General features: G+C 70.3%; 23 protein-coding genes, 1 tRNA gene and 1 pseudogene. 17 read left to right on the top strand and 8 right to left on the bottom strand.

Annotation, left to right across the window (positions count from 1 at the left end; genetic code table 11):
- A complete protein-coding gene (locus ACFPIJ_RS13825) occupies positions 1 to 1,314 on the bottom strand; it encodes a 3-oxoacyl-ACP reductase (protein ID WP_380115172.1) in 1,314 nt (437 codons plus the stop codon).
- Between the two features lie 89 nt (positions 1,315 to 1,403).
- Here ACFPIJ_RS13825 and ACFPIJ_RS13830 point away from each other — a divergent pair, with 89 nt between their 5' ends.
- The 7 genes from ACFPIJ_RS13830 (at position 1,404) to ACFPIJ_RS13860 (ending at position 10,225) form a co-directional block, all read left to right on the top strand.
- Positions 1,404 to 2,678 carry an acetyl-CoA C-acetyltransferase gene (locus ACFPIJ_RS13830; RefSeq protein WP_380115174.1) on the top strand — a complete coding sequence of 425 codons (1,275 nt, stop codon included), beginning with the start codon at positions 1,404 to 1,406 and terminating at the stop codon, positions 2,676 to 2,678.
- Positions 2,679 to 2,711: 33 nt separating this feature from the next.
- Positions 2,712 to 4,316 (top strand): sugar ABC transporter permease, encoded by a 1,605-nt coding sequence (locus tag ACFPIJ_RS13835; RefSeq protein ID WP_380115175.1) that lies wholly within the window; start codon positions 2,712 to 2,714, stop codon positions 4,314 to 4,316.
- 98 nt (positions 4,317 to 4,414) lie between these two features.
- Entirely contained in the window at positions 4,415 to 5,833 is a 1,419-nt protein-coding gene (purB, locus tag ACFPIJ_RS13840; protein WP_380115176.1) for an adenylosuccinate lyase, read from the top strand.
- 174 nt (positions 5,834 to 6,007) lie between these two features.
- On the top strand, positions 6,008 to 6,268 hold the full coding sequence (purS, locus tag ACFPIJ_RS13845; RefSeq protein ID WP_363514747.1) for a phosphoribosylformylglycinamidine synthase subunit PurS: 261 nt from the start codon (positions 6,008 to 6,010) through the stop codon (positions 6,266 to 6,268).
- Positions 6,265 to 6,945, top strand: a complete 681-nt coding sequence (gene purQ / locus ACFPIJ_RS13850; RefSeq protein WP_380115178.1) for a phosphoribosylformylglycinamidine synthase subunit PurQ — start codon at positions 6,265 to 6,267, stop codon at positions 6,943 to 6,945. Before purS ends, purQ begins: the two co-directional genes overlap by 4 nt.
- Positions 6,942 to 9,467, top strand: coding sequence for a phosphoribosylformylglycinamidine synthase subunit PurL (gene purL / locus ACFPIJ_RS13855; protein WP_380115179.1), 2,526 nt, complete (start codon positions 6,942 to 6,944; stop codon positions 9,465 to 9,467). Before purQ ends, purL begins: the two co-directional genes overlap by 4 nt.
- 2 nt (positions 9,468 to 9,469) lie before the next feature.
- The gene (locus ACFPIJ_RS13860; protein ID WP_380115180.1) at positions 9,470 to 10,225 is read left to right on the top strand and encodes a 2-phosphosulfolactate phosphatase; all 756 of its coding nucleotides are present in this window, start codon (positions 9,470 to 9,472) and stop codon (positions 10,223 to 10,225) included.
- A 127-nt stretch (positions 10,226 to 10,352) separates the two neighbouring features.
- Here the strand turns inward: ACFPIJ_RS13860 and ACFPIJ_RS13865 are convergent, their stop codons facing one another.
- Positions 10,353 to 12,338 carry a carboxypeptidase regulatory-like domain-containing protein gene (locus ACFPIJ_RS13865; protein ID WP_380115181.1) on the bottom strand — a complete coding sequence of 662 codons (1,986 nt, stop codon included), beginning with the start codon at positions 12,336 to 12,338 and terminating at the stop codon, positions 10,353 to 10,355.
- Between the two features lie 300 nt (positions 12,339 to 12,638).
- On the opposite strand from ACFPIJ_RS13865, the gene ACFPIJ_RS13870 reads away from it, so the two are divergent.
- The 5 genes and pseudogenes from ACFPIJ_RS13870 to amcA all read left to right on the top strand — a co-directional run bounded on the left by ACFPIJ_RS13870 (position 12,639) and on the right by amcA (position 17,417).
- Positions 12,639 to 12,992 carry a sterol carrier family protein gene (locus ACFPIJ_RS13870; protein ID WP_380115182.1) on the top strand — a complete coding sequence of 118 codons (354 nt, stop codon included), beginning with the start codon at positions 12,639 to 12,641 and terminating at the stop codon, positions 12,990 to 12,992.
- Between the two features lie 183 nt (positions 12,993 to 13,175).
- Positions 13,176 to 14,735 carry an amidophosphoribosyltransferase gene (gene purF / locus ACFPIJ_RS13875; RefSeq protein WP_380115183.1) on the top strand — a complete coding sequence of 520 codons (1,560 nt, stop codon included), beginning with the start codon at positions 13,176 to 13,178 and terminating at the stop codon, positions 14,733 to 14,735.
- A 57-nt stretch (positions 14,736 to 14,792) separates the two neighbouring features.
- Positions 14,793 to 15,947 (top strand): phosphoribosylformylglycinamidine cyclo-ligase, encoded by a 1,155-nt coding sequence (purM, locus tag ACFPIJ_RS13880; protein ID WP_203849286.1) that lies wholly within the window; start codon positions 14,793 to 14,795, stop codon positions 15,945 to 15,947.
- A 197-nt stretch (positions 15,948 to 16,144) separates the two neighbouring features.
- Positions 16,145 to 17,246: pseudogene (gene amcB, locus ACFPIJ_RS13885) on the top strand (cyclophane-forming radical SAM peptide maturase AmcB); the annotation flags it as partial.
- Between the two features lie 33 nt (positions 17,247 to 17,279).
- On the top strand, positions 17,280 to 17,417 hold the full coding sequence (amcA, locus tag ACFPIJ_RS13890; RefSeq protein WP_380115214.1) for a multiple cyclophane-containing RiPP AmcA: 138 nt from the start codon (positions 17,280 to 17,282) through the stop codon (positions 17,415 to 17,417).
- 138 nt (positions 17,418 to 17,555) lie between these two features.
- Here the strand turns inward: amcA and ACFPIJ_RS13895 are convergent, their stop codons facing one another.
- Together ACFPIJ_RS13895 and ACFPIJ_RS13900 are read right to left on the bottom strand one after the other, a co-directional pair.
- Complete coding sequence (locus ACFPIJ_RS13895; protein ID WP_203849284.1) at positions 17,556 to 17,786, bottom strand: DUF3073 domain-containing protein; 231 nt, start codon at positions 17,784 to 17,786, stop codon at positions 17,556 to 17,558.
- A gap of 196 nt (positions 17,787 to 17,982) precedes the next feature.
- The gene (locus ACFPIJ_RS13900; protein ID WP_380115184.1) at positions 17,983 to 19,041 is read right to left on the bottom strand and encodes a Glu/Leu/Phe/Val dehydrogenase dimerization domain-containing protein; all 1,059 of its coding nucleotides are present in this window, start codon (positions 19,039 to 19,041) and stop codon (positions 17,983 to 17,985) included.
- A 97-nt stretch (positions 19,042 to 19,138) separates the two neighbouring features.
- On the opposite strand from ACFPIJ_RS13900, the gene ACFPIJ_RS13905 reads away from it, so the two are divergent.
- Positions 19,139 to 19,978 (top strand): DUF8083 family protein, encoded by an 840-nt coding sequence (locus ACFPIJ_RS13905; protein WP_380115186.1) that lies wholly within the window; start codon positions 19,139 to 19,141, stop codon positions 19,976 to 19,978.
- A 665-nt stretch (positions 19,979 to 20,643) separates the two neighbouring features.
- Positions 20,644 to 20,853 carry a BldC family transcriptional regulator gene (locus ACFPIJ_RS13910; protein ID WP_033365012.1) on the top strand — a complete coding sequence of 70 codons (210 nt, stop codon included), beginning with the start codon at positions 20,644 to 20,646 and terminating at the stop codon, positions 20,851 to 20,853.
- Positions 20,854 to 20,972: 119 nt separating this feature from the next.
- Here the strand turns inward: ACFPIJ_RS13910 and ACFPIJ_RS13915 are convergent, their stop codons facing one another.
- Entirely contained in the window at positions 20,973 to 21,353 is a 381-nt protein-coding gene (locus ACFPIJ_RS13915; protein WP_203849281.1) for a PPOX class F420-dependent oxidoreductase, read from the bottom strand.
- Between the two features lie 102 nt (positions 21,354 to 21,455).
- On the opposite strand from ACFPIJ_RS13915, the gene ACFPIJ_RS13920 reads away from it, so the two are divergent.
- Both ACFPIJ_RS13920 and soxR read left to right on the top strand, forming a co-directional pair.
- On the top strand, positions 21,456 to 22,154 hold the full coding sequence (locus tag ACFPIJ_RS13920; RefSeq protein WP_380115187.1) for a glycosyltransferase family 2 protein: 699 nt from the start codon (positions 21,456 to 21,458) through the stop codon (positions 22,152 to 22,154).
- Positions 22,155 to 22,159: 5 nt separating this feature from the next.
- Positions 22,160 to 22,606, top strand: coding sequence for a redox-sensitive transcriptional activator SoxR (gene soxR / locus ACFPIJ_RS13925; RefSeq protein WP_380115189.1), 447 nt, complete (start codon positions 22,160 to 22,162; stop codon positions 22,604 to 22,606).
- On the opposite strand, the gene ACFPIJ_RS13930 is transcribed toward soxR, so the two are convergent.
- A complete protein-coding gene (locus tag ACFPIJ_RS13930; RefSeq protein ID WP_380115190.1) occupies positions 22,587 to 23,543 on the bottom strand; it encodes an NAD(P)H-quinone oxidoreductase in 957 nt (318 codons plus the stop codon). The two genes, soxR and ACFPIJ_RS13930, sit on opposite strands and share 20 nt — an antisense overlap.
- A gap of 15 nt (positions 23,544 to 23,558) precedes the next feature.
- Positions 23,559 to 24,143, bottom strand: a complete 585-nt coding sequence (locus tag ACFPIJ_RS13935; RefSeq protein WP_380115192.1) for a PT domain-containing protein — start codon at positions 24,141 to 24,143, stop codon at positions 23,559 to 23,561.
- Positions 24,144 to 24,350: 207 nt separating this feature from the next.
- Between ACFPIJ_RS13935 and ACFPIJ_RS13940 the strand changes: the two genes are divergently transcribed.
- A tRNA-Ser gene (locus ACFPIJ_RS13940) sits at positions 24,351 to 24,438 on the top strand.
- 776 nt (positions 24,439 to 25,214) lie between these two features.
- Here ACFPIJ_RS13940 and ACFPIJ_RS13945 read toward each other — a convergent pair.
- Positions 25,215 to 25,388, bottom strand: a complete 174-nt coding sequence (locus ACFPIJ_RS13945; RefSeq protein WP_380115193.1) for a hypothetical protein — start codon at positions 25,386 to 25,388, stop codon at positions 25,215 to 25,217.
- Positions 25,389 to 25,424 lie beyond the last annotated feature (36 nt).

The raw sequence follows: 25,424 nt of genomic DNA on the forward strand, positions 1-25,424 counted from the left end.
TCAGGCACCCAGCAGGCTCTGCCCGCAGACCCGCACGACGTTGCCGTTGACCCCGCCGGACGCCGGGTGGGCCAGCCACGCGATCGTCTCGGCCACGTCGACGGGCAGGCCGCCCTGCGAGAGGCTGTTCATGCGGCGGCCCGCCTCGCGGATGAGCATGGGCATCGTCGCGGTCATCTTCGTCTCGATGAAGCCGGGCGCGACCGCGTTCAGGGTCAAGCCGGCCGCGGCGAGCGCCGGGGCGTGGGCCTGGACGAGGCCGATGACGCCGGCCTTGGACGTGGCGTAGTTGGTCTGCCCGCGGTTGCCCGCGATGCCGGACACGGAGGAGACCGCGACGATCCGCCCGTTGCCGCCGAGGAGGTTCTCCGCGAGGAGCACGTCGTTGATCCGTTCCTGGCTGCCGAGGTTGACGTCGAGGACCGACTGCCACTGGTCGGCGTCCATCCGGGCCAGGGTCTTGTCCCGGGTGATCCCGGCGTTGTGGACGAAGATGTCGGCGTGCACGTGCCGGGTGGCGATGAAGTCGGCGAGCCGGCGCGGCGCGTCCTCGGTGGTCAGGTCGAGCTGCAGCGCGGTGCCCTTCAGGTCGTTGGCGACGCGGGTCAGGTCCTCGCCGGCGGCGGGCACGTCGAGGCAGACCACGTGCGCGCCGTCGCGGGTGAGCACGGCGGCGATGGCGGCGCCGATGCCGCGGGCCGCGCCGGTGACGATCGCGGTCCGGCCGACGAGCGGCTGGTCCCAGTCCTCGGGGACGTCGACGGCGGCCGGGCCGACCCGGACGACCTGCCCGGACACGTACGCCGAGCGCGCCGACAGCAGGAACCGCATCGTCGACTCGATCGCCTCCTCGGCGCCGGGCGCGACGTAGACCAGCTGCGCAGTGCCGCCCCGGCCGATCTCCTTGCCGACCGAGCGCACGAAGCCCTCCAGGGCCCGCTGGGCGGTGGCCTCACGGGCGGTCGCGCACAGCTCGGGCGGGCTGCCGAAGACGATCACCCGGCCGCTGGAGCGCAGGGTGCGGATCAGCGGGTGGAAGAAGTCGTACAGGGCGCGCAGGCCGTCGATATCAACGATGGCGGTGGCGTCGAACACGAGGGCGGCGGTAGGTCCCTCCAGTGGCGCGCCGAGTTTCTCCAGCAGTTTGCGGACCGGTTCGACCAGGCGCCCGCCGCCGTTGACGAGGACCTGTCCGTCGATGAGCGGTGTGTTCGGATCGTGCCGGCGCAGCTTCGGCGGGTCGGGCAGGCCGAGTCGTCTGATGAAGAACTTCCCGGCGCCCGAGTGGGCGAAGTTGGCGTAGCGATCGGTCATTGCAGTGCCTCCCCAGTCACAACAAACGCGCTAACCTACTCACGAGTAGGGTAGCGCCAGGCTGCCCTGTCGCACTGAAGGAGACTCCGATGGCCCCGGTACGAGTGGCGATCGTCGGCGGTAATCGCATCCCCTTCGCGCGCTCGGGCAGTGCCTACGCCACTGCATCAAACCAGGACATGCTGACGGCCGCTATAGATGGCTTGGTAGCACGATTTCGGCTGGCAGGGGAGCGACTCGGCGAGGTCGCGGCCGGTGCGGTGCTCAAACACAGCCGCGATTTCAACCTGACGCGTGAATCCGTGCTCGGGTCCCGCCTCGACCCACGGACTCCGGCGTACGACGTCCAGCAGGCCTGCGGAACCGGTCTCGAGGCCGCCATCCTCGTCGCCAACAAGATCGCCCTCGGGCAGATCGAGGCGGGCATCGCCGGCGGCGTCGACACCACCTCCGACGCGCCGCTCGGCGTCAACGAGGACATGCGGCGGGTGTTCATGGAGCTCAACCGGGCCCGGTCGCTCGGCGCCAGGCTCCGCGCCGTGAGCAAGCTGCGCCCCACCCAGCTCAAACCGGACATCCCGCGCAACTCGGAGCCCCGTACCGGGCTGTCGATGGGCGACTCGGCGGCGCTGACCGCCCTGGAGTTCGGCGTGACCAGGGCCGAGCAGGACGAGCTGGCGTTCGCCTCGCACCAGCACCTCGCCGCGGCGTACGAGCGTGGGTTCTTCGACGACCTGGTCACGCCGTACCTGGGCCTCCAGCGCGACCAGAACCTGCGGGCGGACACGTCCCTGGAGCGCCTCGCCGCGCTGAAACCCGTCTTCGGTCGCGGCCCGTCGGCGACCATGACCGCCGGCAACTCCTCACCCCTGACCGACGGCGCGGCGGTGGTGCTCCTGGCGTCCGAGTCGTGGGCCAGGTCGAGGAACCTGCCCGTGCTCGCCTGGTTCGACACGGCGCAGACCGCGGCGGTCGACTTCGTCCACGGTGGCGACGGCCTGCTCATGGCCCCGACGTACGCCGTGCCGGCGATGCTCGACCGGGCCGGCCTGAAGCTGCAGGACTTCGACTTCTACGAGATCCACGAGGCGTTCGCCTCGCAGGTCCTCGCCACCCTGAAGGCCTGGGAGGACCCGACGTTCTGCAAGGAGCGCCTCGGCCTCGACGAGCCGCTCGGCGCTATCGACCGCTCCCGGCTCAACGTCAACGGCTCGTCCCTTGCCGCCGGCCACCCGTTCGCCGCGACCGGCGGCCGGATCGTGGCCACCCTGGCGAAGCTGCTCGCCGAACGCGGCTCGGGCCGCGGCCTCATCTCCATCTGCGCCGCGGGTGGACAAGGGGTGACCGCGATCCTCTCCCGATAGGCGCGTGGCCGGATTTATCCATATCGTTGACGGATGACGATCCAGCCGACGATGCTCCGGCCCGCACCGCCCCGTCCCGGCTGGCAGGTCGCCGTCGGGCTGGTCCTCACCCTGCCCGCGCTGGTGCTCCTGCTCACCTCCTACGTCGAGCCGCTGTACTGGACGGTCACCTCCAGCTTCCGCAAGTTCAGCGGGATCCGGCTCACGGGCGGCGAGGGCGTCGGCTGGGACAACTACGACGCGGCGTACTCGCAGGGTCTCGCCGACGCGCACTGGTTCGCCCTCAGCCTCGCCGTCGTGCCGCTCCTGCTGGTCCTGCTGCTCGCGCCGGCCCTCGCCTGGGCCGCGCACGCCGGCGGCACCTGGGCCCGCTGGGTCGTCCGGATCGCCCTCGCGCTGCCGATCGCCGCGTTCGTGCCGGTCGCGATCGCGCTCAGCCTGCACGGGTCGTCCGTCCGGGTGGCGTACTGGCTGGGCACGTTCGGCCTGGTGATGGCCCTGGCCGCGACCGCGTACCTGGCCGCGCTGCGCCGCCGCACCCTGGACTCGACCCGCAGCCCGGTCCCCGCCGCGCTCGTCGTCGCCGGCCTGGCCGTCCTCACCGTCCTCGCGGCCACGCTGCAGGACTTCACGTACTCCTTCGTCGGCGGGTTCGGCTCCCGGGACGACGTCACGCCGGCCCGCATCATGTACGAGACCTCCTTCGCCATGATGCGCTTCGGCGTCGGCGCGGCGACCTCGATGACCCTCCTCGTGCCCCTGATCCTCCTCGGCGTGATCGCGACGCTCCTGGTGATCCTGCCCGGCACCCGCCTGGAGGTGGACCCGGCACCGCCGTCGTCCCCGCCGGCATCGAAGGGCGGCCCGCCGCTGGTCGCCTGGATCGTCGGCGGCGTCCTGCTGCTCGGCACGCTCGGCGCCGTCTGGTCCGGCCTGTCGCCGTGGCTGTCCAGCATCACCGACAGCGGCCGCGACGGCGTCCAGTCCACCTGGGTCAACACCTGGCTGCCGCCCGTGATCTCCACCCTGATCGGAGTCACCGTCGCCGCCCTGGCCGCATTCGGCATCAGCGGCCTGCGCCCCCTCGGCCGGCACAGCGAGTGGCTGCTGATGCCCTTCGGCCTCTTCCTGTTCGTCGGCGCCGCACCGCTCGCCCTGCGCAACTTCGCCGCCGGCGCCACCGCCGACCGGCTGAACTCCTTCCTCGGCCTGATCCCGCCGTCCCGGATCGCGATCCCGGCACTGTTCATCCTGGCGCTGCTCTTCCGCGGCCAGGCCCAGCGCCGCGAGGTGCTGCTGCAGGAGGGTCACCGCGCCCCGTGGACCGGCGTCCTGCTGCCGGCACTGCCGATGCTGGGTCTGGCGTACGTGGCGACGTGGCTGGTCCAGTCCCAGAACCTGATCTGGCCCCTGATCACCGGCAGCGGCGACCACTCGACCGCGCAGGGCGTGCTGCTGCAGGAGTACACCCGCCGGGCCTACAACCCGGCAACCGACAGCCTGCCATTCGCGCAACTGATGCCCGTGTGGCTGCTGATCCTGCTCGTCCTGGGCGTGATCGCCGCGCAGTTGCTCTATCTGGACCGCGTGGCCCTGCGGGTCGGCCTCCCGGAACGCGACCACCCCCCGCGCACCTGACCAACTTGCACACCTTGCAAGGCAATGTGCAGGGTGTGCAAGGAGGCCGGGGTGCGGCTGCTTTCACGGCCGGTGGGGCGCCGGGGGAGAATTGGTCCGTGATTCCTAATGTGCTTGCTGGTCGGTACGCGTCGCCTGAGCTCGTGGCGATCTGGTCGCCCGAGGAGAAGGTCCGGTTGGAGCGGCGGCTGTGGCTCGCCGTGCTCACCGCGCAGCGGGACCTCGGGGTGGCGGTGCCGGACGGGGTGGTCGAGGACTACCGGCGGGTGCTCGACGACGTGGACCTGGGCAGCATCGCCGAGCGGGAGCGGGTCACCCGGCACGACGTGAAGGCGCGGATCGAGGAGTTCTCCGCGCTCGCCGGGCACGAGCACATCCACAAGGGCATGACGTCGCGGGACCTGACGGAGAACGTCGAGCAGCTGCAGATCCGCAAGTCCCTCGAGCTGGTCCGGGACCGGATCGTCGCGGCGCTCGCCCGGCTCGCGGCGCGGGCGAAGCAGTATGACGACCTGGTCATGGTCGGGCGGTCGCACAACGTGCCGGCGCAGGCGACCACGCTCGGCAAGCGGTTCGCGAGCGCGGCGGAGGAGCTGCTCATCGCGTATCAGCGGCTGGAGAACCTCCTCGAGCGCTATCCGCTGCGCGGGATCAAGGGCCCGGTTGGCACCGCGGCGGACCAGCTGGACCTGCTCGGCGGCGACGAGAGCAAGGCCGCGGAGCTCGAGCGGCGGGTGGCGGAGCACCTCGGGTTCGGCAACGTGCTCATCAGCGTCGGCCAGGTGTACCCACGCTCGCTGGACTTCGACGTGGTGTCGGCCCTCGCCCAGGCCGTCGCGGGACCGTCGAGCCTGGCGACCACGATCCGGCTGATGGCGGGCTACGAGCTCGCCACGGAGGGCTTCAAGCCGGGGCAGGTCGGCTCGTCGGCGATGCCGCACAAGATGAACACGCGCTCCTGCGAGCGGGTCAACGGGCTCGCCGTGATCACCCGGGGATACCTGTCGATGGTCGGGGAGCTGGCGGGGGACCAGTGGAACGAGGGCGACGTGTCGTGCTCGGTGGTGCGCCGGGTGGCGTTGCCGGACGCGTTCTTCGCCGTCGACGGGCTGTTCGCGACGTTCCTCACGGTGCTGGACGAGTTCGGGGCATATCCGGCGGTCGTCGCCCGGGAGCTGGACCGCTACCTGCCGTTTCTTGCCACGACGCGGGTCCTGGTGGCCGCCGTCGGTAAGGGGGTCGGCCGTGAGGATGCTCACGAAGCGATCAAGGAGCACGCCGTCGCAGTGGCGCTCGCCATGCGCGAAAAGGGCATCCAGGACAACGACCTCCTGCAGCGGCTGGCCGGCGACGAGCGGTTGCGGCTGTCCCAGGGCGAGATCGACGTCCTGGTGGCGGACCCGCAGCAGTTCGTCGGGGCGGCATCCTCGCAGGTCAGCGCCATTGTCTCGGCCGTCGCCGAGATCACCGCGAAGCACCCGGAGGCAGGTGGCTACGTGCCGCCGCCCATCCTGTGAGCGGCGGATCTTGATCCCGGGGCGGGCGGCTAAGATGCGTGTCGGGCGATGTTTCAGGGCAGCGTTCAAGATCGGCTCCGGCGGCTCCATAGCCGGTGATCTGCGGCGTTGCCCCGCCCGGTAGGCTCGTGTCGCTCGCCCTCGAGCGCCCGACTCAACTGTCAGGAGTGCCCCGTGGCCCGCGTCGTGGTGGACGTCATGCTCAAACCGGAGATCCTGGACCCCCAGGGTCAGGCGGTCGCGAACGCGCTGCCACGTCTCGGCGTCGCCGACGTGGCATCCGTGCGCATCGGCAAGCGGATCGAGATCGAGTTCGACGGCGCCGCCGACCTCGACCGGGCCCGTGAGATCGCCGACAAGCTCCTCGCCAACCCGGTGATCGAAGACTTCACCCTGCGGGTCGAGGAGACGCCGGCCGAGAGCGGGGACCAGTGACCGCCCGGATCGGTGTCGTCACGTTCCCCGGGTCGCTCGACGACCGCGACGCCGCCCGTGCCGTGCACCTGACCGGCGCGGCGCCGATCTCACTCTGGCACGCCGACCCCGAGTTGTACGGGGTGGACGCCGTCATCCTGCCGGGTGGTTTCTCCTACGGGGACTACCTGCGCGCCGGCGCCATCGCCCGGTTCTCCGCGGTCATGGAGTCGATCATCAAGGCGGCCGGTGACGGCCTGCCCGTGCTCGGCATCTGCAACGGCTTCCAGGTGCTGTGCGAGGCCCACCTGCTGCCGGGTGCGCTGACCCGCAACCAGCACCTGCACTTCCGCAACCGGGACCAGGCGCTGCGCGTGGAGAGCACCACGACCGCGTGGACGGGCGGCTTCCAGCAGGGCCAGGAGATCGTCATCCCGGTCAAGAACGGCGAAGGCTGCTACATGGCCGACGAGCGCACGCTCGACGAGCTCGAAGGCGAGGGTCGGGTCGTCGCGCGGTACATCCGCGGCAACCCCAACGGCTCGCTGCACGACATCGCCGCGATCACCAACGCTGCCGGCAACGTCGTCGGGATCATGCCCCACCCGGAGCACGCCGTCGAGGTGCTGACCGGTCCGTCGATCGACGGGCTGGGCATCTTCACGTCCGTGCTCGCACACCTGGGAGCTCGTGTATGACCGCCACAACGGGTTTCGACACCGTCTCGCACGCCACCGAGACTCCTGACGAGGAGCAGCCCTACGAGGAGCTCGGCCTCCGCGAGGACGAATACGAGCGGATCAAGGAGATCCTCGGCCGCCGGCCGACCTCGTCCGAACTCGCCATGTACTCGATCATGTGGAGCGAGCACTGCTCGTACAAGAGCAGCAAGGTCCACCTGCGGCAGTTCAGCGAGAAGGCGCCCGCCTCGGACCTGATGCTGGCCGGGATCGGGGAGAACGCCGGGGTCATCCGGATCTCCGACGAGATCGCGGTCACGTTCAAGGTCGAGTCCCACAACCACCCCAGCTTCGTCGAGCCCTACCAGGGCGCGGCCACGGGCGTCGGCGGCATCGTCCGCGACATCCTCGCCATGGGTGCCCGCCCGGTCGCCGTGATGGACCCGCTGCGCTTCGGCGCCGCGGACCACGAGGACACCAAGCGGGTCCTGCCCGGCGTCGTCGCCGGCGTCGGCGGCTACGGCAACTGCCTCGGCCTGCCCAACATCGGCGGCGAGGTCGTCTTCGACCCCTGCTACCAGGGCAACCCGCTGGTCAACGCGCTGTGCGTCGGCGTGCTCCCGGTCAACCGGCTGCAGAACAAGGAGGCACACGGCCCCGGCAACGTGGTCGTGCTCCTGGGCGCCAAGACCGGCCGGGACGGCATCGGCGGCGTGTCGGTGCTGGCCAGCGCCACCTTCAACAGCGACGGCCCGGCCCGCCGGCCGTCGGTGCAGGTGGGTGACCCGTTCATCGAGAAGCTGCTCATCGAGAGCTGCCTGGAGCTGTACGAGCGGGAGCTCATCGTCGGTGTGCAGGACCTCGGCGGGGCCGGGCTCACCTGCGCGCTCACTGAGACCAGCGCGTCGGCCGGCACCGGCATGGACGTCAACCTGAACCTGGTGCCGCTGCGCGAGGCGTCGATGGACCCGCAGGAGGTCCTCGCCAGCGAGTCGCAGGAGCGCATGCTGCTCATCGTCGAGCCGGCCAAGCTCGACGAGGTGCTCCGGGTCGCCGAGCGCTGGGGCGTGATCGCCACCGCGATCGGCCGGGTCACCGACGGCGGCCGGCTGGTCATCAGCTGGCACGGCGAGGTCGTCGTGGACGTCCCGCCCGGCTCGCTCGTCGACGACGGCCCGGTCTACGCCCGGCCGATGCGGGAGCCCGCCGACCTGATCCTGCTGCAGGCCGACCGCGCGGAGACGCTGCCCCGCCCGCGGACGGGGGTGGAGCTGCGCGAGACGCTGCTGCGCCTGGCGGCCAGCCCCAACCTGTGCGACAAGAGCTGGGTCACCGAGCAGTACGACCGCTATGTGCAGGGCAACACGATCCTCGCTCAGCCGGAGAACTCCGGCGTCATCCGCATCGACGAGCAGAGCGGCCTCGGCATCGCGCTGTCCGTCGACGGCAACGCCCGGTTCGCGCGGCTCGACCCGTACAACGGCGCGAAGCTCGCCCTCGCGGAGTCCTACCGCAACGTGGCGGCCTCCGGCGCGACGCCCCTCGCGGTGACCAACTGCCTCAACTTCGGCTCGCCGGAGGACCCGCAGGTCATGTGGCAGTTCGCCGAGGCGGTCCGCGGACTCGCCGACGGCTGCCAGGAGCTGGGCATCCCGGTCACCGGCGGCAACGTCAGCTTCTACAACTCGACCGGCTCGCAGGCGATCCACCCGACCCCGGTCGTCGGCGTCCTCGGCGTGATCTCCAACGTCGGCGCCCGGGTCCCGATGGGCTTCGGCGGCGACAGCGACGTGATCATGCTGCTCGGCGAGACCGGCGAGGAACTGTCCGGCTCCGAGTGGGCCTGGGTGACGCACAACCACCTCGGTGGCCAGCCGCCCCGGGTCAACCTGGTCCGCGAGCGCATCCTCGCCTCCGTCCTCACCGAGGCGGGCGAGCGCGGCCACCTCTCCTCCGCGCACGACCTCTCCGACGGCGGCCTGGCCCAGGCCCTGGTCGAGACGACGCTGCGCTACGACAAGGGCGCCAACATCACGCTGCCGGAGGGGCTCAACCCGTTCGTCGCGCTGTTCTCCGAGTCGACCGCCCGCGCGCTGGTCTCGGTGCCGCGCGGCCACGAGAAGGCGTTCACCGCGCTGTGCGTCCAGCACGGCCTGCCGGCCGTGGTCCTCGGGAGCGTCGACGGGCGCAGCCGGGCCCTGGACGTGCGGGGACAGTTCACGATCTCGCTCGACGAGCTGCGGTCGGCCTGGAAGGGCACGCTGCCGGCGCTGTTCGGCGACGTCTCCACCGAGCCGCCGTCCTACGCGTCGACCGACGCCGCTGCTCCGTCGCCCGCCACCGCCGAAGACGCCGAGGGCACCGAAAACGACGGTGACGCCGACGCGCCGGTCTCCGGTGGCGGGATCTTCGACGCGGTCGACGCGCCGGAGGTGCCCGAGGTGCCGTCTGCGGCGTCGGTCTCCGGGCCGCCCGCCGTGGACATCTCCAAGGACACTGCAGCCTCCACGGATGCGCCGCCCCGCGATCCCGACGCCTGACGATGACCGAAGGCGTCTTCAGCCAGCCCGGCTCCGGCGCCCGCTTCGACTGGGGGCCGGCGGGCGCCGCTGAGCTGGCGCGCGTCTGCTCGGTCCTGGTCGTCGTCGACGTCCTGTCGTTCTCCACCGCGGTCGACATCGCCGTCGGCCGCGGCATGCGGGTCCACCCGTTCCCCTGGAGCGACCAGGCCCGCGCCTACGCCGACCGGATCGGTGCCGCGGTCGCCGTCGGCCGCCAGCAGATCTCCGACGCGTCGCCATGGTCACTCTCCCCGGCGGCGCTGCAGAGCGCACCCTTCGTCGCGGAGCTGGTCCTGCCCTCGCCCAACGGCGCGTCGATCTGCTCTGCCGCCGCTTCCACCGGGGTACCGGTGGTCGCGGCCTGCCTGCGTAACGCGCCCGCGGTCGCCCGCTGGCTGCACGGCCAGGGCCACGGCACCGCGACCAGCCCGATCGGGGTGGTCGCCGCCGGCGAGCTGTGGCCCGACGGCGCGCTGCGCCCGTGCGTCGAAGATCTGCTGGGTGCCGCGGCCGTCCTGGACGGGTTGTCGATGCTGGGGGTACCGCTGTCGGTCGAGGCCGCGGTCAGCCTGGCCGCGCTCGCCTCGGTCCGCAACGTGCCGGCCGCCGTCCGGCGGTGCGTCAGTGGCCAGGAGTTGATCCTGCGCGGCTTCACCGACGACGTCCGGCTCGCCGTCCAGACCGGCGTCTCGCACACCGTCCCGGTGCTGACCGGCCAGTCCTTCGCCCCCGCCTAGCCCGCCCTCATGATCCGGAAGACCTCGTGCATCCAGGAGTGCACGAGGTCTTCAGGATCATGAGACGGACGGCCCGCACACGAAAACGGCGCCCCGAGGGGCGCCGTTGTTCGTCGGGTGCGGTGGATCAGTCGTCGAGCCAGTCCAGCGACCGGCGGTTGTTGCCGGCCTGGCCGCGGGAACCGCCCTGCGGCTCGCCGTAGCCACCGCGCTGCTCGTAGTTGTTGTTGCCGCCCTCGTAGCCGTTGCCGGCCCTCGGCGGCTCCGGCACCCGCTCGTAGCCGTCGCGCTCGTAGCCGGCGGCCGGCTCGTAGCCGCCACGCTGCCCGGCGGCCGGTTCGTAGCCGCCGCGCTGCCCCGAGGCGGGTTCGTAGCCGCCACGTCCGGCGTACGGGCCGTCGTAGTCGCCCTGGCCGCCGCCGCCGTTGTAGCCGTTGCCGGCGCTCGGGCCGTAGCCGCCGCCACCGGCGCTCGGGTAGCCGTCACCGGCGCTCGGGTAACCGTCACCCGCGCCGCCGGCGTAGCCGCCCTGGCCGGCCGACGGGCCATAGCCACCCTGGCCGCCGCCGTTGTAGCCGCCCTGGTCCGCGCCGTACCCGTTGGCGCCGCCGCCGTTGTAGCCACCCTGACCGGCGCCGCCGTTGTAGCCGCCCTGGCCGGAGTCGGCGCCGTACCCGTTGGCGCCGCCGCCGTAACCGCCACCGTTGCTCTGGCCGCCGGCGTAGCCGTTGCCGGCCTCCGGCTCCCAGCGCTGGGTGGAGTCGGCGTACGCGCCGCCCTGAGCGCCACCCGCCGCGCCGTAGCCGCCGCCCTGGTCGTTGTAGCCGTTGCCGCCGCCGGCGCCGTAGTCCGGGCCGTAGGGGTCGACCGCCGGCCGCGACGACGGGCCGTAGCCCGCGCCGGCCGAGGGGGCACCCTGGGCGAAGCCGGCCTGGTCGTTGTAGCCGCCGCCGTTCGCGGCACCGTAGCCCGCACCCGCACCGGCGGCACCGTAGCCCGACCCGGCCCGCGGCAGCGGCGCGGCGTACGGGTCCGGCGGCACGTCGTAGTCGCTGACCCGGCCCGGCCGTACGATCGCGGTCGCGTCGTTGGCGGCGCCCCGGTTGATCATCGTGGGCGAACCGCCCATCGCGCCGACCATCGTCGGGTCGGCCTGCTGCTGCCGGTAGCCGGGGCGCTGGCCCCCGCCGCCACCGCGCCGCGGCGCTGGCTCCTCCTCGAGTTCCTCGTCGTCGTCGTCGTCGCCGCGACGGCGCAGGAGCAGCACGATCGCCACGATGCCGAAGATCACCAGGAGCGCGCCGAGCGCGATCAGGATGTACGACGAGAGGCCGCTGCCGCTGTCGTTCGAGGCATTGGTGGTCTTGTCCGCCCCGGGCGCCGCGGACTGCGAGTCGGCGCCGGCCGGCGCGCTCTCCTCGTCCATCGACGGCGCCACCGGCGTGGCCGTCGAACCGATCGGCACCACCGGGATGTTGACCTTGGTGTTGGCCTTGCCGGCCTGCCCGCCGATGTCCTTCGAGGCGGCGTCGTAGCCGTTCATCGTCACGGACAACTGGAGGTTGCCGGGTGCGATCGGGCTGGTCTCGGTGCCGAGGAAGCGGTACGAACCGGCGTCGTTGGTGGTCGCCTGCCGGCTCTTGCCCGCACCGTCCTCCAGGACGACCGTGGCGCCCTTGACGCCCTTACCGGTCGTCGAGTCGGTCACCGTGCCTGAGACCTCGGTCACCGTCTGCGACGCCGGCGCCGTCTGCGCGGCGGGACCCTTCGCCGTGATGGTGACCTTGCTGTTGCCCTGAGCGTTCGGCGACGTGACGCTGACCTCGGCCTGCTGGCTCGTGCCGGCCGGGATGTTGCCAGGGCTCTTGGCCGACACTTGGAACGAGACGTCCTTGGTGCCGTTGCCGGGCACCGTCACGGCCGCGCATTCGGCCGACGAGCCGCCGGAGTCGCAGCCGGTGACACCGGCGGAGGCAACTCCCTTGACGGACAGGTTGCCGTTGTTGACGCTGACGCCCACCTTGACCGTGTCGGGCTGCCCGTCACTGTTGGTCAGAGTGATGGTGACGTTCTTCGTCTCACCTGGGTTGATTTCGAACGATCCTGTGGACACGCTCGAGGTGACCGCTGCGAACGCTGGCGTCGCCGCCGTTGCGATCAGCGTTCCCGTCACCAGTACGGCCGCTGCCCCTGCACGGAGCAGCAAGGCTCGTCGGTGGGTAGTCACGTCCACACCCCTCCGGATCTTGACTTTTCACCCGAGCGTCTCTGCCGAGCATGTCTGTCGATGGTCCAACATGCGAGCGGGGCTCGCTTTGCATGGTGCGCCGCAGCAAACTATGCCTTGTCCACAGGGGTCGGCGAAAGGCGCAGGGTGTTGCGACCGGCCCACACCGGGTCGTATCGTCCCGTCATGTCCACTCCGCACCGATATTCCGACACGGTGCAAACCGTCCTTTCTGCGTTGAATGCCGGACTCGAACCGGACCGGCTCGCGCTGCGTGACGCCGTGCGCGAACTCCTGGCTGACCTGCGGGCCCGAGTTCCCGGCCGTTCGGTGGAGGTGCGGGTTCCTCCGTACGGTGCGATTCAATGTGTCGAGGGACCGCGCCATACGAGAGGTACGCCACCCAACGTCGTCGAGACCGACCCCGTCACCTGGCTCGAGATCGCCACGGGTCGGAAATCGTGGCACGAAGCAGTCACCACCGGGAAGATCCGCGCGAGCGGGGTTCGGGCTGATTTATCGCCCTATCTACCCTTGTGACTCCGCATCTCATGCGCGACACTGATTACGAACTGCGTGCGAACTGTGGCTGTGCGTCATGGCCAATTCCTCGCGTACACTTTGCCTCGCGAAGGCGACCGAATACCGGCGCCTATCAGGTCGGACTCCCCTCGACCCACACCGCCGACGAATCCCGGCAACTGCGACGACAGGAGCGGCAACGTGCCCCGAGGCGATGGCCGGCTGAGCCACGAGCTCGACCCCCAGCGTCCAGGTCCTCAGGACAAGTGCGGTGTGTTCGGTGTCTGGGCGCCGGGCGAAGAGGTCGCGAAGATGACCTACTACGGGCTGTATGCATTGCAGCACCGTGGTCAGGAAGCGGCCGGCATCGCGGTGTCCGATGGTTCCGGCGTGGTGGTGTATAAGGACCTGGGCCTCGTGTCCCAGGTCTTCGACGAGCCGACCCTGGCGAGCCTGCGCGGCCACATCGCGATCGGCCACGCGCGATACTCGACGACCGGTGGCTCCAACTGGGAGAACGCGCAGCCCACGCTGCGGTCGACCGCCGCCGGTGAGGACCGCGGCGGCACCACGATCGCCCTGGCGCACAACGGCAACCTGGTCAACACGGCCGAGCTGGCCCGTCGCGTCGCCGAGCTCGGCGAGCGCGACCAGATGAACTCCACGAACGACACCGCGCTGGTGACCGCGCTGCTCGCGGCCCGCCCCGACCTGTCCGTCGAGGCCGCCGCCCTGGACGTGCTGCCGACCCTGCGCGGCGCGTTCAGCTTCGTCTTCATGGACGAGGACACCCTGTATGCGGCCCGCGACGTCAACGGCGTCCGCCCGCTCGTCCTCGGCCGGCTCGAGCGCGGCTGGGTGGTGGCGAGCGAGACCGCCGCCCTCGACATCGTCGGCGCCAGCGTCGTGCGCGAGATCGAGCCCGGCGAGCTGATCGCCATCGACGAGCACGGCCTGCGCTCCAGCCGCTTCGGCACCCCGGACCCCAAGGGCTGCCTGTTCGAGTACGTCTACCTGGCCCGCCCCGACACCACCATCGTCGGGCGCAACGTCCACGCCGCGCGCGTGGCGATCGGCCGGACCCTGGCCAAGGAGCACCCGGTCGAGGCCGACATGGTCATCCCCGTGCCGGAGTCCGGCACGCCCGCCGCGATCGGCTACGCGACCGAGTCCGGCATCCCGTTCGGCCACGGCCTGGTCAAGAACGCCTACGTCGGGCGCACCTTCATCCAGCCGTCCCAGACGATCCGTCAGCTGGGCATCCGGCTCAAGCTCAACCCGCTGCGAGACAACGTGCGGGGCAAACGCCTCGTGGTTGTCGACGATTCCATCGTGCGCGGCAACACTCAACGTGCGATCGTGCGTATGTTGCGCGAAGCTGGTGCGGTGGAGGTGCACGTCCGCATCTCGTCGCCGCCGGTCAAGTGGCCGTGCTTCTACGGCATCGACTTCGCCACCAGGGCGGAGCTGCTCGCCAACGGGCTCGACCTGGAGGGGATCCGCCGGTCGATCGGCGCCGACTCGCTCGGCTACGTGTCGCTGCCCGGCCTGATCGCGGCAACGGAGCAGCCGGCCAACCGGCTGTGCAGCGCGTGCTTCGACGGTCAGTATCCGATCGAGCTGCCGACCGACAACGTGATCGGCAAGCACGTCCTGGAAGGTGTGGCGCGTGCGGCGGGGGCCGCTGCCACCACGACGGACGGTGGCGCGGTCAGCGTCGCCGCCAGTCCGGGCGGTTCGGGCGCACTGCTGCGCCCGTGACCCGCCCACCCATAGCAACATGCGGTGGCCGCCGCCGAGGCAATCAAAGGGGAGAAAGTGACGCACGTGGATGAGCGCGCCGACAAGGCCGGTGAGACCGGCCAGGGCAGCACCCCCGAGCGGCAGTTGTGGACCGCCGGCAACGGCAGGAGCCGCAGGCGCACCGTGACGTATGCGGACGCGGGCGTGTCGATCCACGCCGGCGAGAAGGCCGTCGAGCTGCTCCGCACCAAGGTGCACCGGACCCACCGGCCCGAGGTCATGGGTGACATCGGCGGGTTCGCCGGCCTGTTCCGGCTCGATCTCAAGAAGTACAAGAGCCCGATCCTCGCCTCGTCGACCGACGGCGTCGGCACGAAGCTCGCCATCGCCCAGGCCATGGGCATCCACGACACGGTCGGCATCGACCTCGTCGCGATGGTCGTCGACGACCTGGTGGCCTGCGGCGCCGAGCCGCTCTTCCTGCTCGACTACATCGCCTGCGGCGAGGTCGTGCCGGACCGGGTCGCGGAGATCGGCGCGGGCATCGCCGACGGCTGCCGCTACGCGGGCTGTGCCCTGCTCGGCGGCGAGACCGCGGAGCACCCGGGTGTGATGCGCCCCGATGAGTACGACATCTCCGGCACCGGCGTCGGTGTGGTGGAAGAGGACAAGATCCTCGGCCGCGACCGGGTCGAGGTCGGCGACGTCGTCATCGCCCTGCGCTCCACCGGGCTGCACTCCAACGGCTACTCGCTCGTCCGGCACGTGCTGCTCGGCGCCGGCCGGATGCGGCTGGACAGCGTGATCGACGAGTTCGGCTCGCAGCGCACCCTCGGTGAGGAGCTGCTCACGCCGACCCGGATCTACGCGAAGGACTGCCTCGACCTCATCACCGAGAGCGAGGTCCACGCGTATGCCCACGTGACCGGTGGTGGCATCCCCGGCAACCTGGTCCGGGTCCTGCCGGAGCACGTCGACGCGGTCGTCGACCGGTCGACCTGGCGCCCGCAGCCCATCTTCGAGCTCGTGCGCACCAAGGGGCGCATCGACGACATGGAGATGGAGAGCACCTTCAACATGGGCGTCGGCATGCTGACCGTCGTCTCCGCCGAGGACGCGGACCGCACGCTGGCGTTCCTGGCGGGCCGCGGTCTTGACGCCTGGCAGGTGGGCGAGGTCATCGAGGGCACCGGCCAGGTGCAGATGGTCGGCTCGCACACGCGGGGCTGACCAGAGACTCAGCGACAGGGCGCCGTCGGAAGTCGCTGCGACGGCGCCCTGGATCCGTTCCGCTGTCGGAATGTGCGGGATTGAGTAAATCGCACGTATGTGATCCCTCGGGTCTTACCGCAACGCGGCAAGAGACCTAGGCTGAAGCGACACGTCCCTACACCCAAAAGGAGGACGGGGCGGTGTCGTGGAACGGCATGCGGGGCATCTCGCCGATCCCAGGCTATGTCGTGCTGCAGCCCACGACGTTGTGCAACCTGGACTGCACGTACTGCTACCTGCCATTCCGGTCCCGCAACGACCGGATGAGCCCGGCGACGGCGGCGGCGGTCGCGGTGTCCGTCAACGAGTGGGCCGCGCGCAATGACCGTTTCTCAGTGGTCTGGCACGGCGGCGAGCCCCTTGCCGCGGGCCGCCCGGCGCTCGCCGAGCTGATGGCCCCCTTCGAGGGCGTCGAGCACCACGTGCAGACCAACGCCACGCTCATCGACGACGCCTGGTGCGAGTTCTTCACCGAGCACCAGATGCACGTCAGCGTGAGCGTCGACGGGCCACCGGACCTCAACGGTGAGCGGATCGACCGTGGGGGGTCTCCCGCGTACCCGCGAATCCTCCGCGGCATCGAGACGCTGCGCCGGCACGGGATCCCGTTCTCCGCACTGTGCGTCGTCGGCCGCCCGGCACCCGGCCTCGCCACCCGGCTCTACGACTACTTCCTCGACCTCGGCTGCGACGTCCTCGGGATCAACATCGAGGAGCAGGAGGGCGTCAACGCCCGCGCCAACGACTTCGGCGTCGCCCCGGTCCGCGCCTTCTGGGCCGAGCTCGTGGCGGCGTGGCGGCGCGACCCGCGCATCCACGTGCGGGAGATCGAGTGGACGCTCCGCTACGCCGGCGCGGTCCTGTCCGGCGGCGCTGACGACGTCCTGCCGGCCGCGCTCGACCCGATCCCGACGATCGCCGCGGACGGCCGGGTCTTCCTGCTCTCACCCGAGTTGGCGGGCTTCACCGACGCCCACTACGGCGACTTCTCGTCCGGCAACGTCCTGGAGACGTCGCTGGCCACCATCCTGGCCGGTGCGGCCAGCTCCGCGGGATGGGTGCCGGAGTACCTGCGCGGCGTCGAGGCGTGCCGCTCGACGTGCCCGTACTTCGGCTTCTGCGGCGGCGCCCACGCGGCGAACCGCTACTTCGAGCACGGCAGGTTCGACGGCACCGAGACGAATCACTGCCGCAACAGCAAGATTTGCCTTCTGGAGGGAGTGCTGGACCATGCCGGAGCACGCTGACCCGGTCACCGAGCGAGTCCACGGGGCCGCTGACGGCCTTCGTGTGCTGCTCGACGAGGCCGCTGTGGCAAGGGCCGCCCGAGCGGAGGCGAGTGGTGAGGACGGCGCGAGCGCCGTCTGCGCCTGGAACCACTTCGAGAACATCCCGACCTTCTACAACTGGAACAACCGTCCCCGTTGAGGGTCGCTCCAGAAGCATCAAGATGTGCCTGGACGCCCACGCGGTGCGCCGTCGAGAGAACGGCCACCGCGCGGGCGCCTCGGACACGACGCGGGCACGTGGGGTCGCCACGTGCCCGTCAGCCGGGTTAACCGATGATCAACGACTCCGTGAGCGCCAATCGCTGTCGCTGGAGGAGTCGTCGTAGTTACCGTCGTCCTCGTCGTCGGCCTCATCGTCGACTTGCTCGCCGGAACCGGCGTAGTCGTCGTAAGACTTCGGGCTGCCCGCGAGCTCGCGCTGCAACGCGTCGAGGTCGGTGTTGGGGGAGTGGTACTTCAACTCCCTGGCCACCCTAGTCTGCTTGGCCTTCGCACGGCCGCGCCCCATGGCTCGACCCCCTCGCACAGAATTACGGGGCAGCCATTACCGGCAGGCCCCGACAACGTCAGGCATCTCTCGTGGCTCTTACGGTACATGTCGAGGGCACCTTTCGGCATCTCGCCCCTGCCGACCAATTCGGTGGCGTTGCTTACCCGACCGGACCAGTTGGGTAAGCACCACCGTCGTACCGTGGTCGTCACGCTTACAAGAGGATCGTACGGAGCCTTCCGACGTCGGCCATCCGCCGTTCGGCGAGACGGTCCGCGGCGACCGCCGGCGGGACCCCCTCAGCCGCCGCGAGCTGCAGGATCTCCCGTGTGGTGTCGAAGATCCGACCGGCCCGCTGCTGTGCCCGGGCGAAGTTGAAACCGTCGATCTCGTCGGCCACCTGGATGACCCCGCCCGAGTTGACGACATAGTCCGGCGCATAGAGCACGTCGCGCTCGGCGAGCAGTTTCTCCACCCCCGGGTGAGCCAGCTGGTTGTTCGCGGCACCCGCGACGATCTTGGCGCGCAGCGCCGCCACGGTCTCGTCGTTGAGCGCCCCGCCGAGCGCGCACGGCGCATACACGTCGAGGTCCGCGGCGACCAGCTTGTCGGCGCCATCAACCAGGTCGACCTGCGGATATGTGGACTGGACCCACTCGACAGCACGCTCCGAGACATCGGTCGCGACGACCGCCGCGCCGTCGTCGATCAGGTGCTTGGTGAGGTGCTTGCCGACCTTGCCGAGGCCCGCGATGCCGACCCGCCGACCGGCCAGGGTCGGGCTGCCCCAGCGGTGCTCGGCGGCCGCCCGCATGCCCTGGAAGACCCCATAGGCGGTAAGGACCGACGAATCACCCGCGCCGCCGTGCGACTCGGAGCGTCCGGTGACGAACCGGGTCTCCTTCGCCACCGTGTCCATGTCCTGCACATACGTGCCCACATCGCACGCCGTGTAATACCGGCCACCGAGCGACTGGACGAACCGGCCATAGGCGCGCAGCAGCGCCTCGCTCTTGTCCTTGTCCGGGTCACCCCAGATCACGGCCTTGCCGCCGCCGAGGTCGAGCCCCGCCAGGGCGTTCTTGTAGGCCATCCCGCGCGACAGGTCCAGCACGTCGTGCAGGGCGTCGTCCTCCGACGCATACGGGTAGAAACGAGTCCCGCCCAACGCCGGTCCGAGCGCCGTCGAGTAGATGGCGATGATCGCGCGCAGGCCGGACGGCCGGTCGTGACAGTAGACGACCTGCTCGTGGCTGGTGGTGAAGACACCCATGGATGCTCCTGTGTCGGTGGGGCCGATCCTCGTGAGACGGCGCCTGTGTACCCGACCCTAATACCGACGGACGACAGTTTCGTGCGACGATCGGGCCGTGCCGTCGCTCTTCGCGTCATACCTGCGGGTATACGAGCCGCTGGCCGCCTTCGACCGCGACCACCAGTTGTACTGGCGTCGCTACGTGAAGGAGGGCCGGGCCGTTGCGCTGTCCGACGGGCCCGGCCGGCAGCGGACCGCGGTCATCGAGGCGCTCGGCGCCGGATGGACGCGCCTGCCGGACCTCCCCGACGAGGCCTATGTCCTGGAGGCCGACGACACCCTGCTCGTCTGCCCCTGGAACCTGCGCATCCGCGTCGCCGAGGCCGCGCTCACCGCCCGAGACGGCGTGCCGAGCGTGATCGCCGACGCCTTCGTCCCGCCGGTCCTCGCGGGCCTGGCCCAGACCATCGTCGACGACTGGCGCAGCGGCGACCACGTCCTGGAGCGCGGCCTGCCCCGCGTCCACGAGCAGGTCGCCACGTGGGGCGTGCCGCTGCGCTGGTTCGTCTTCGTCGACCTGGAGGAGCGGGAGCTCTCGCTGCGCCCCGGGCGCCGGGTCCTGCGCTACCGCACCGAGATCTCCAAGGCCCGCCGGCGGGCACACCGGGCCTACGCGGTGCTGCGCCGCGCCATCGGCGACGCGCCGATCACCGTCGCGGTCGAGGAGACCGCCCGGTGGCTGGAGGAGTTCCACTCCCGGTCGATCGTGGAGCTGGACTACGGCGGCCTGGTCGGTCTGCTCTCCGACGAGACCCTCGCCGAGGACGACTCGCCGGGCCTGGTGTCGGCGGGGCTGTCGAGCGTGGCCCGCGGTGATGCCGACGAGGCGACCGAGGTGTACGAGAAGCTGGTCGAGCGCTGGCGTGCCGTGCAACTGCTGGAGCGCTGCAACTGACCGCTCCCGCCGGTCCGCCCGGCACCGGTCCCACGTGGCCCGGGCATCCCACCATCCGCCACCGCTGACCCGCCGCCGCCACGATCAACGGTGCTGAGGACAAGCAGCACCGGAGTGCCGAGTCCTGGCCACCGGATTGCGCCATTGGTCCCGAAATTGTCGATTCGCGCCACCATCCGCCGGCCGCCTGGCGCACCGTCGCCCGGGCGATCACTGGCGGTGACCGATGGTGGAACGCGGCCTGTCGGCGGGCCGGTCAGGTCCGGGTAACCCCTTCGGGTGACATTGGCCGGAGGTTCGGATCTTTGCATCGGCAGTGGTAAATGCCCGGATTCCAACGGCCACGAACGGGTGTCACCCTTCGCAACCGAATCGCTCCTCAGGAGTGTCCGTTATGGGTTATTGGGAGGACTTTGTGGGCTACCGCTCACCCGGTTGGGTGAGCTAGATTCGTATCGGCTCACCCACACAGCGTCACATCCGGTCCCGCTTTATCCCATTTCGTGTCATCAAAATGGGAAAATTCACTTATTCATCATCCGTCCATACAGGGACCTTCAGCCGTTCGGCCCATGTCGGACATCGGGGACTAGCCGGACCATAGGAAACGCGTCGGCCGGCGGGACCCCGTCCGACGTTCCTGGGTACCTGTGGAGGAGTGACCGATGCCATCTCGCACGCATGAGCCTGAGCCGTTGCTAACGCCGGCTGAGGTCGCGTCGATGTTCCGCGTCGACCCGAAGACTGTCACCCGATGGGCGAAAGCGGGCAAGCTGAGCGCTATCCGCACCCTCGGTGGACACCGCCGCTATCGCGAATCCGAGGTGCGCGCCCTGCTCCAGGGACAGATCCCGCAGCAGCGCCAGGGCGACTGAGGCGCAACCCTACCTCGCGCCTCCCTCCGGTGCCAAAAACGACACGCTTCTTTCCGCAACGCGCTCGGATCGTCACCCCCCGGTGATCCGAGCGCGTTGCTTTGTGCGGCACCGACCGTTCAGTCCAGCGTGATCCGCACCCCGACCGTCGCGTCCGCGCCGCGCCGCCTGATGCTCATCCAGACGAAAAGGCGGCCGCGCAGGCCGTACTTTCGCTTGATGAGCTCCCGCGCGGTCCGGCCGCCGTCGGCGCCGAGGACCGTCGCGTGTCCCGGCACCGCTTCGCCGGTCGGCACGCCGCGCACCGTGCACGGGGCGACCGTCACCCGGCCGTCCCTGCGGATCCGTTTGACCTTGCCGGACTCACCGACGGTCCAGATCACCAACGCCTCGCCGTCCCCCGCGACCCACACCGGGGTGGACACCGGCGTCCCGTCGCGGCGGAACGTCGTCACCGCGATGTACGCTTCGTCGCCCAACTGCTTCGCTGCGCTCGTCATAGGCCACACCGTACGAGGTGTGCAACCCCAGGCGGGGACATCACACGCACGGGTGATGGGGGGCTAGTCTGATGGTCCCAGCCCGAACCTCCGGAGATCGTGATGAAGCTGTCGATCCTGATGCCGGTCTACAACGAGGAAGTGCGCGTCGCCGACGCCGTCAAGCAGGCGCTCGACGTGAACTACCCGACGGAGACCGAGCTCGTCATCGTCGACGACGGAAGTCGGGACCGCACCGCCGAGATCCTGAACGGACTGCACGACGAGCGCATCCGCGTCGTGCTGCACCCCAGGAACAAGGGCAAGGGCGCGGCCATCCGCACCGCGGTCGAGCACGCCACCGGTGACTACATGGTCATCCTGGACGCCGACCTCGAATACGACCCGCAGGACATCCCGAAGCTGCTCGAGCCGGTGCTCGACGGCCGCGCGACCGTGGTCTACGGCAATCGGACCTTCGGCAGCCACAGCTCGTTCTCCTTCTGGTATGTCATGGGCAACAAGGCGGTCACCACGGCCGCGAACATGCTGTACAACTGCTATCTCGGCGACCTCGAGACCTGTTTCAAGCTCATGCCCGTGGAGCTCTACCGGTCGCTGCAGATCCGCTCCGCCGGCTTCGGCATGGAGGCGGAGGTGACGGGCAAGCTGCTGCGCAACCGGCACCGGCCCTACGAGGTGCCGATCAGCTACCGCGCGCGCACCCGCGAAGAGGGCAAGAAGATCACCTGGAAGGACGGCGTCGAGGCGCTGTGGATCCTCTCCCGCGAGCGGGTCCGCAAGCCGTCGCACAAGCGCTGACCCGCATGGCCGAGCTCCTCACGATCGGCGAGCTCTCCGCGCGCAGCGGGGTCGCTCCGTCCGCACTGCGCTTCTACGAGAAGCTCGGCCTGATCCACTCGACCCGCACCGGCGGCAACCAGCGCCGTTACGAGCGCACCGAGCTGCGGCGCGTCTCGTTCATCAGGATCTCCGCGCAGGTCGGCATCCCCCTGGAAACGATCAAGGAGGCGCTGGCCTCCCTGCCCGCCAACCGCACGCCGACCCGGGCCGACTGGGCCCGGCTGTCCCGGAACTGGCGCGGGCATCTCGACGAGCAGATCGCGCTGCTGGAGCGGCTCCGGGACACGCTGACCGGCTGCATCGGGTGCGGCTGCCTGTCGTTGAGCCACTGCCAGCTCGCCAACGCGGCCGACCGTCTCGCCACCCGCGGTCCCGGCCCGGTGATCCTGTCTACGGCCTCGTCAGAATGATCTTGCCGAAGTGCTCGCTGGACTCCATCAGCCGGTGAGCCTCGGCGGCGTCCGGCAGCGGCACCCTGCTGTGCACGACCGGCCCGATCAGACCCTCGTCGATCAGGGGCCAGACTTCCTCCCGTACACCACGGATGATTGAAGCTTTTTGCGCCAGCGAACGCGAGCGCAACGCCGTCGCGAACACGCTGCCGCGCTTGGCCAGCAACGCACCCAGGTCGAGCTCCGCCTTCCGGCCGCCCTGCATCCCGATCACGACGAGCCGGCCACCCTCGTTGAGCGCCTTCACGTTGCCCGCCAGATACGCCCCGCCGATGATGTCGAGGATGACGTCCGCCTTGACCGTCGCGCTGAAGTCCTCAACCGTGTAGTCGATCACCCGGTCCGCGCCGAGCCGCGTCAACGCCTCGTGCTTGCCCTGCCGCGCCGTCGTCACCACCTGCGCGCCGAGCGCCTTGCCGAGCTGCACCGCGAACGTGCCGATCCCACTGCCGCCGCCGTGCACCAGCAGCGTCTCGCCCGGCCGGATCCCCGCCACGTCCACGACGTTGGAAAACACCGTAGCCGCCACCTCGGGCAGCGCGGCCGCGTCTTCCAGTGACACATTCCGCGGTACAGGCAGCAGCTGCCCGACCGGAGCCACCGCCAGCTCGGCGTACCCGCCGCCCGAGATCAGCGCACACACGTCCTGACCGACCTGCCAGTGGTGCGACCCACCCCCGACCGCCACGATCCGCCCCGACACCTCCATGCCCGGATACGGCGGCGCCCCAGCCGGCGGCGGGTAATGCCCCTGCCGCTGCAGCAGATCTGCCCGGTTGACCCCGGCCGCACACACCTCGATCAGCACCTCGTCGGGTGCCGGCACCGGATCGGGGACCTCCGTCCACCGCAGTGCCTCAGGACCGCCCGGCTGCTCGATCGTGATCGCGCGCATGCGGACCATTTTGCGCTACGGCTGCGCGGCGCCTGCCGTCGCGGCCTGACCCTGCTCCCACGGCCAGTGACCGTTGTCGTGCGGCCATTCGTGGGGTACGCCTGGATGCCAGCGGGTCGGTGCTGCTGTTGGTTCTGTCGTTGGTTCCTGGGTCGGCGCTGTGGTCGGTTCTGCGGTGGGTTCCGCGGTTGGTTCGGGGATCGTGGGCGGCTGGGTTGTGGGTGCTGCTGTGGCCGTTCTGGCTTTCTCGGCCTGCTTCGCCTTGGCCTTCGCGTTCGCGTTGGCCTTTGCCGGCTGCTGGGGCCTCGCCGGTGCCGCCGATGTCCTCGGCGGTGGGCCGAGGTCCAGGATCGGCTGCGGCGCGGCGGGCACCCCGTACAGGTTGATGTCCTGCACCGGATCGGGCATCGCCACCCCCTGATGCGCCGCCTGCGGTGCGGGCCTGCCCTGCTGTGGCGGCTCCCACCCCGCCGCACCGATCACCACACCCAGCGCCGCCACCCCGACCCCACCCGCAAGCAGCGCCATCAACGGATGCCGCACGATCCGCCGATGCCTGGTGACGTACGCGACCCGTGGATCGTTGAAGAACAGATGCATGCCGTCGGCCCCCCGCCCGTGATTTTTCGCTTGCGCCCTGAGTCTGCGCAGGTCAGGCTTATGCCACGCGGCATTTGAGACGGAGTGTCACGATGTCATCTGGTCGCGGTCGCCCAGTCCGCCATCACCCCCGGAACGTCCGGCGTCCCTCACACGGGTGACCGCCGACGCCCAGAGGCGATCTGGCAGACTGGTCGACGTTCCGCTGGAGGGCTCGCCTAGTGGCCGATGGCGCCGGTCTTGAAAACCGGTGAGGCGTTCCGCGTCTCCGTGGGTTCGAATCCCACGCCCTCCGCAAACTCCCTGCTGGGAGCGCTCGAACGTGTCGCACGTCATTGACTCGTCGATGGCGGCATGCTCCGGTTTGGCCGCATCCTGGCCGTGAGGGATCCGCCGGTCCGGTCCGTCGTTCCGAGGCCGCCTCGTCGCCCGGCTACCTGCCTATGGATACGGAACTACACCCCTGTAAAGGTGACCGAGTGCCGTGCCGCGAATTGCTGCCCCGCAACGTCATGACCGACGAATAACTCGCCGAACTCAAGAAGGTGCCGGATCCTGGGGTTCCCGCTGCTGCCGGATCGCTTCGGCGATCTCGTGCAGCCCCACGGTGATCGCCTTCGCGATCGCGGCATATCCGTTCTTGTGGATCTGGTGCAGATCCTCCGGCCTGGGAGGTGATCCAGGTTTCGGGGGGGGGTTGGCGGCAGGGATGTCCCGGAGGACTGGGGCTGCCGCGATGGGCCTGAGGGTGGGGGAGGTGTGGGTGGGAGATCCATGACCCACAGCGTTCCACGCCCGTCGACGCCCGTCGATCGGCTGTCTCAGGGCCAGCGCGCGCCAAGTGGCTCGGTGGGACTCATCGCCCCTGCAGTACGGCAGACGCCGTCGGCCCCGTCTACGGCTCGCGCGCTGCTCATGACCACGGAATGGCCGCGGATCGCTCACCACACGTGGGGACAGGCGAAGACGGAGTGGGACCTACGAATGCCCTGATCTGCCCAAACGCGATCGCCGGGGCGGTCTGATGGGTGTGGAGCACGACCGTCGGCATCGGTCTGGGTCGGACCGGACCTACGGCGCGACCGCCGTGGAGGACAGTGCGGCGGTGCGGCAGGCGGGGTCCAGGTCCAGGTCCAGGGTGATCGTTGTTGACGGGCGTGGGTGCGTCACCCGGAGCCAGCGCACCTTGCGCAGCACCTTGGCGGTGTGGCCGGGCTCCCGGTGGCGGGGCGCGTGGCCGATCATGCTGCTTCCTCAATGAACCGTGTCACGCCACAGAGT

It is taken from the genome of Dactylosporangium cerinum (assembly GCF_042653625.1).
GTDB classification, from domain to species: domain Bacteria; phylum Actinomycetota; class Actinomycetes; order Mycobacteriales; family Micromonosporaceae; genus Dactylosporangium; species Dactylosporangium cerinum.

What these genes read in the sequence shown, in the direction of transcription:
- ACFPIJ_RS13825 (WP_380115172.1), bottom strand. Translation starts at nt 1,314, where the DNA reads ATGACCGATCGCTACGCCAACTTCGCCCACTCGGGCGCCGGGAAGTTC.
- ACFPIJ_RS13830 (WP_380115174.1), top strand. Translation starts at nt 1,404, where the DNA reads ATGGCCCCGGTACGAGTGGCGATCGTCGGCGGTAATCGCATCCCCTTC.
- ACFPIJ_RS13835 (WP_380115175.1), top strand. Translation starts at nt 2,712, where the DNA reads ATGACGATCCAGCCGACGATGCTCCGGCCCGCACCGCCCCGTCCCGGC.
- purL (WP_380115179.1), top strand. Translation starts at nt 6,942, where the DNA reads ATGACCGCCACAACGGGTTTCGACACCGTCTCGCACGCCACCGAGACT.
- ACFPIJ_RS13860 (WP_380115180.1), top strand. Translation starts at nt 9,470, where the DNA reads ATGACCGAAGGCGTCTTCAGCCAGCCCGGCTCCGGCGCCCGCTTCGAC.
- ACFPIJ_RS13870 (WP_380115182.1), top strand. Translation starts at nt 12,639, where the DNA reads ATGTCCACTCCGCACCGATATTCCGACACGGTGCAAACCGTCCTTTCT.
- ACFPIJ_RS13895 (WP_203849284.1), bottom strand. Translation starts at nt 17,786, where the DNA reads ATGGGGCGCGGCCGTGCGAAGGCCAAGCAGACTAGGGTGGCCAGGGAG.
- ACFPIJ_RS13900 (WP_380115184.1), bottom strand. Translation starts at nt 19,041, where the DNA reads ATGGGTGTCTTCACCACCAGCCACGAGCAGGTCGTCTACTGTCACGAC.
- ACFPIJ_RS13910 (WP_033365012.1), top strand. Translation starts at nt 20,644, where the DNA reads ATGCCATCTCGCACGCATGAGCCTGAGCCGTTGCTAACGCCGGCTGAG.
- ACFPIJ_RS13915 (WP_203849281.1), bottom strand. Translation starts at nt 21,353, where the DNA reads ATGACGAGCGCAGCGAAGCAGTTGGGCGACGAAGCGTACATCGCGGTG.
- ACFPIJ_RS13920 (WP_380115187.1), top strand. Translation starts at nt 21,456, where the DNA reads ATGAAGCTGTCGATCCTGATGCCGGTCTACAACGAGGAAGTGCGCGTC.
- soxR (WP_380115189.1), top strand. Translation starts at nt 22,160, where the DNA reads ATGGCCGAGCTCCTCACGATCGGCGAGCTCTCCGCGCGCAGCGGGGTC.
- ACFPIJ_RS13930 (WP_380115190.1), bottom strand. Translation starts at nt 23,543, where the DNA reads ATGCGCGCGATCACGATCGAGCAGCCGGGCGGTCCTGAGGCACTGCGG.
- ACFPIJ_RS13935 (WP_380115192.1), bottom strand. Translation starts at nt 24,143, where the DNA reads ATGCATCTGTTCTTCAACGATCCACGGGTCGCGTACGTCACCAGGCAT.
- ACFPIJ_RS13945 (WP_380115193.1), bottom strand. Translation starts at nt 25,388, where the DNA reads ATGATCGGCCACGCGCCCCGCCACCGGGAGCCCGGCCACACCGCCAAG.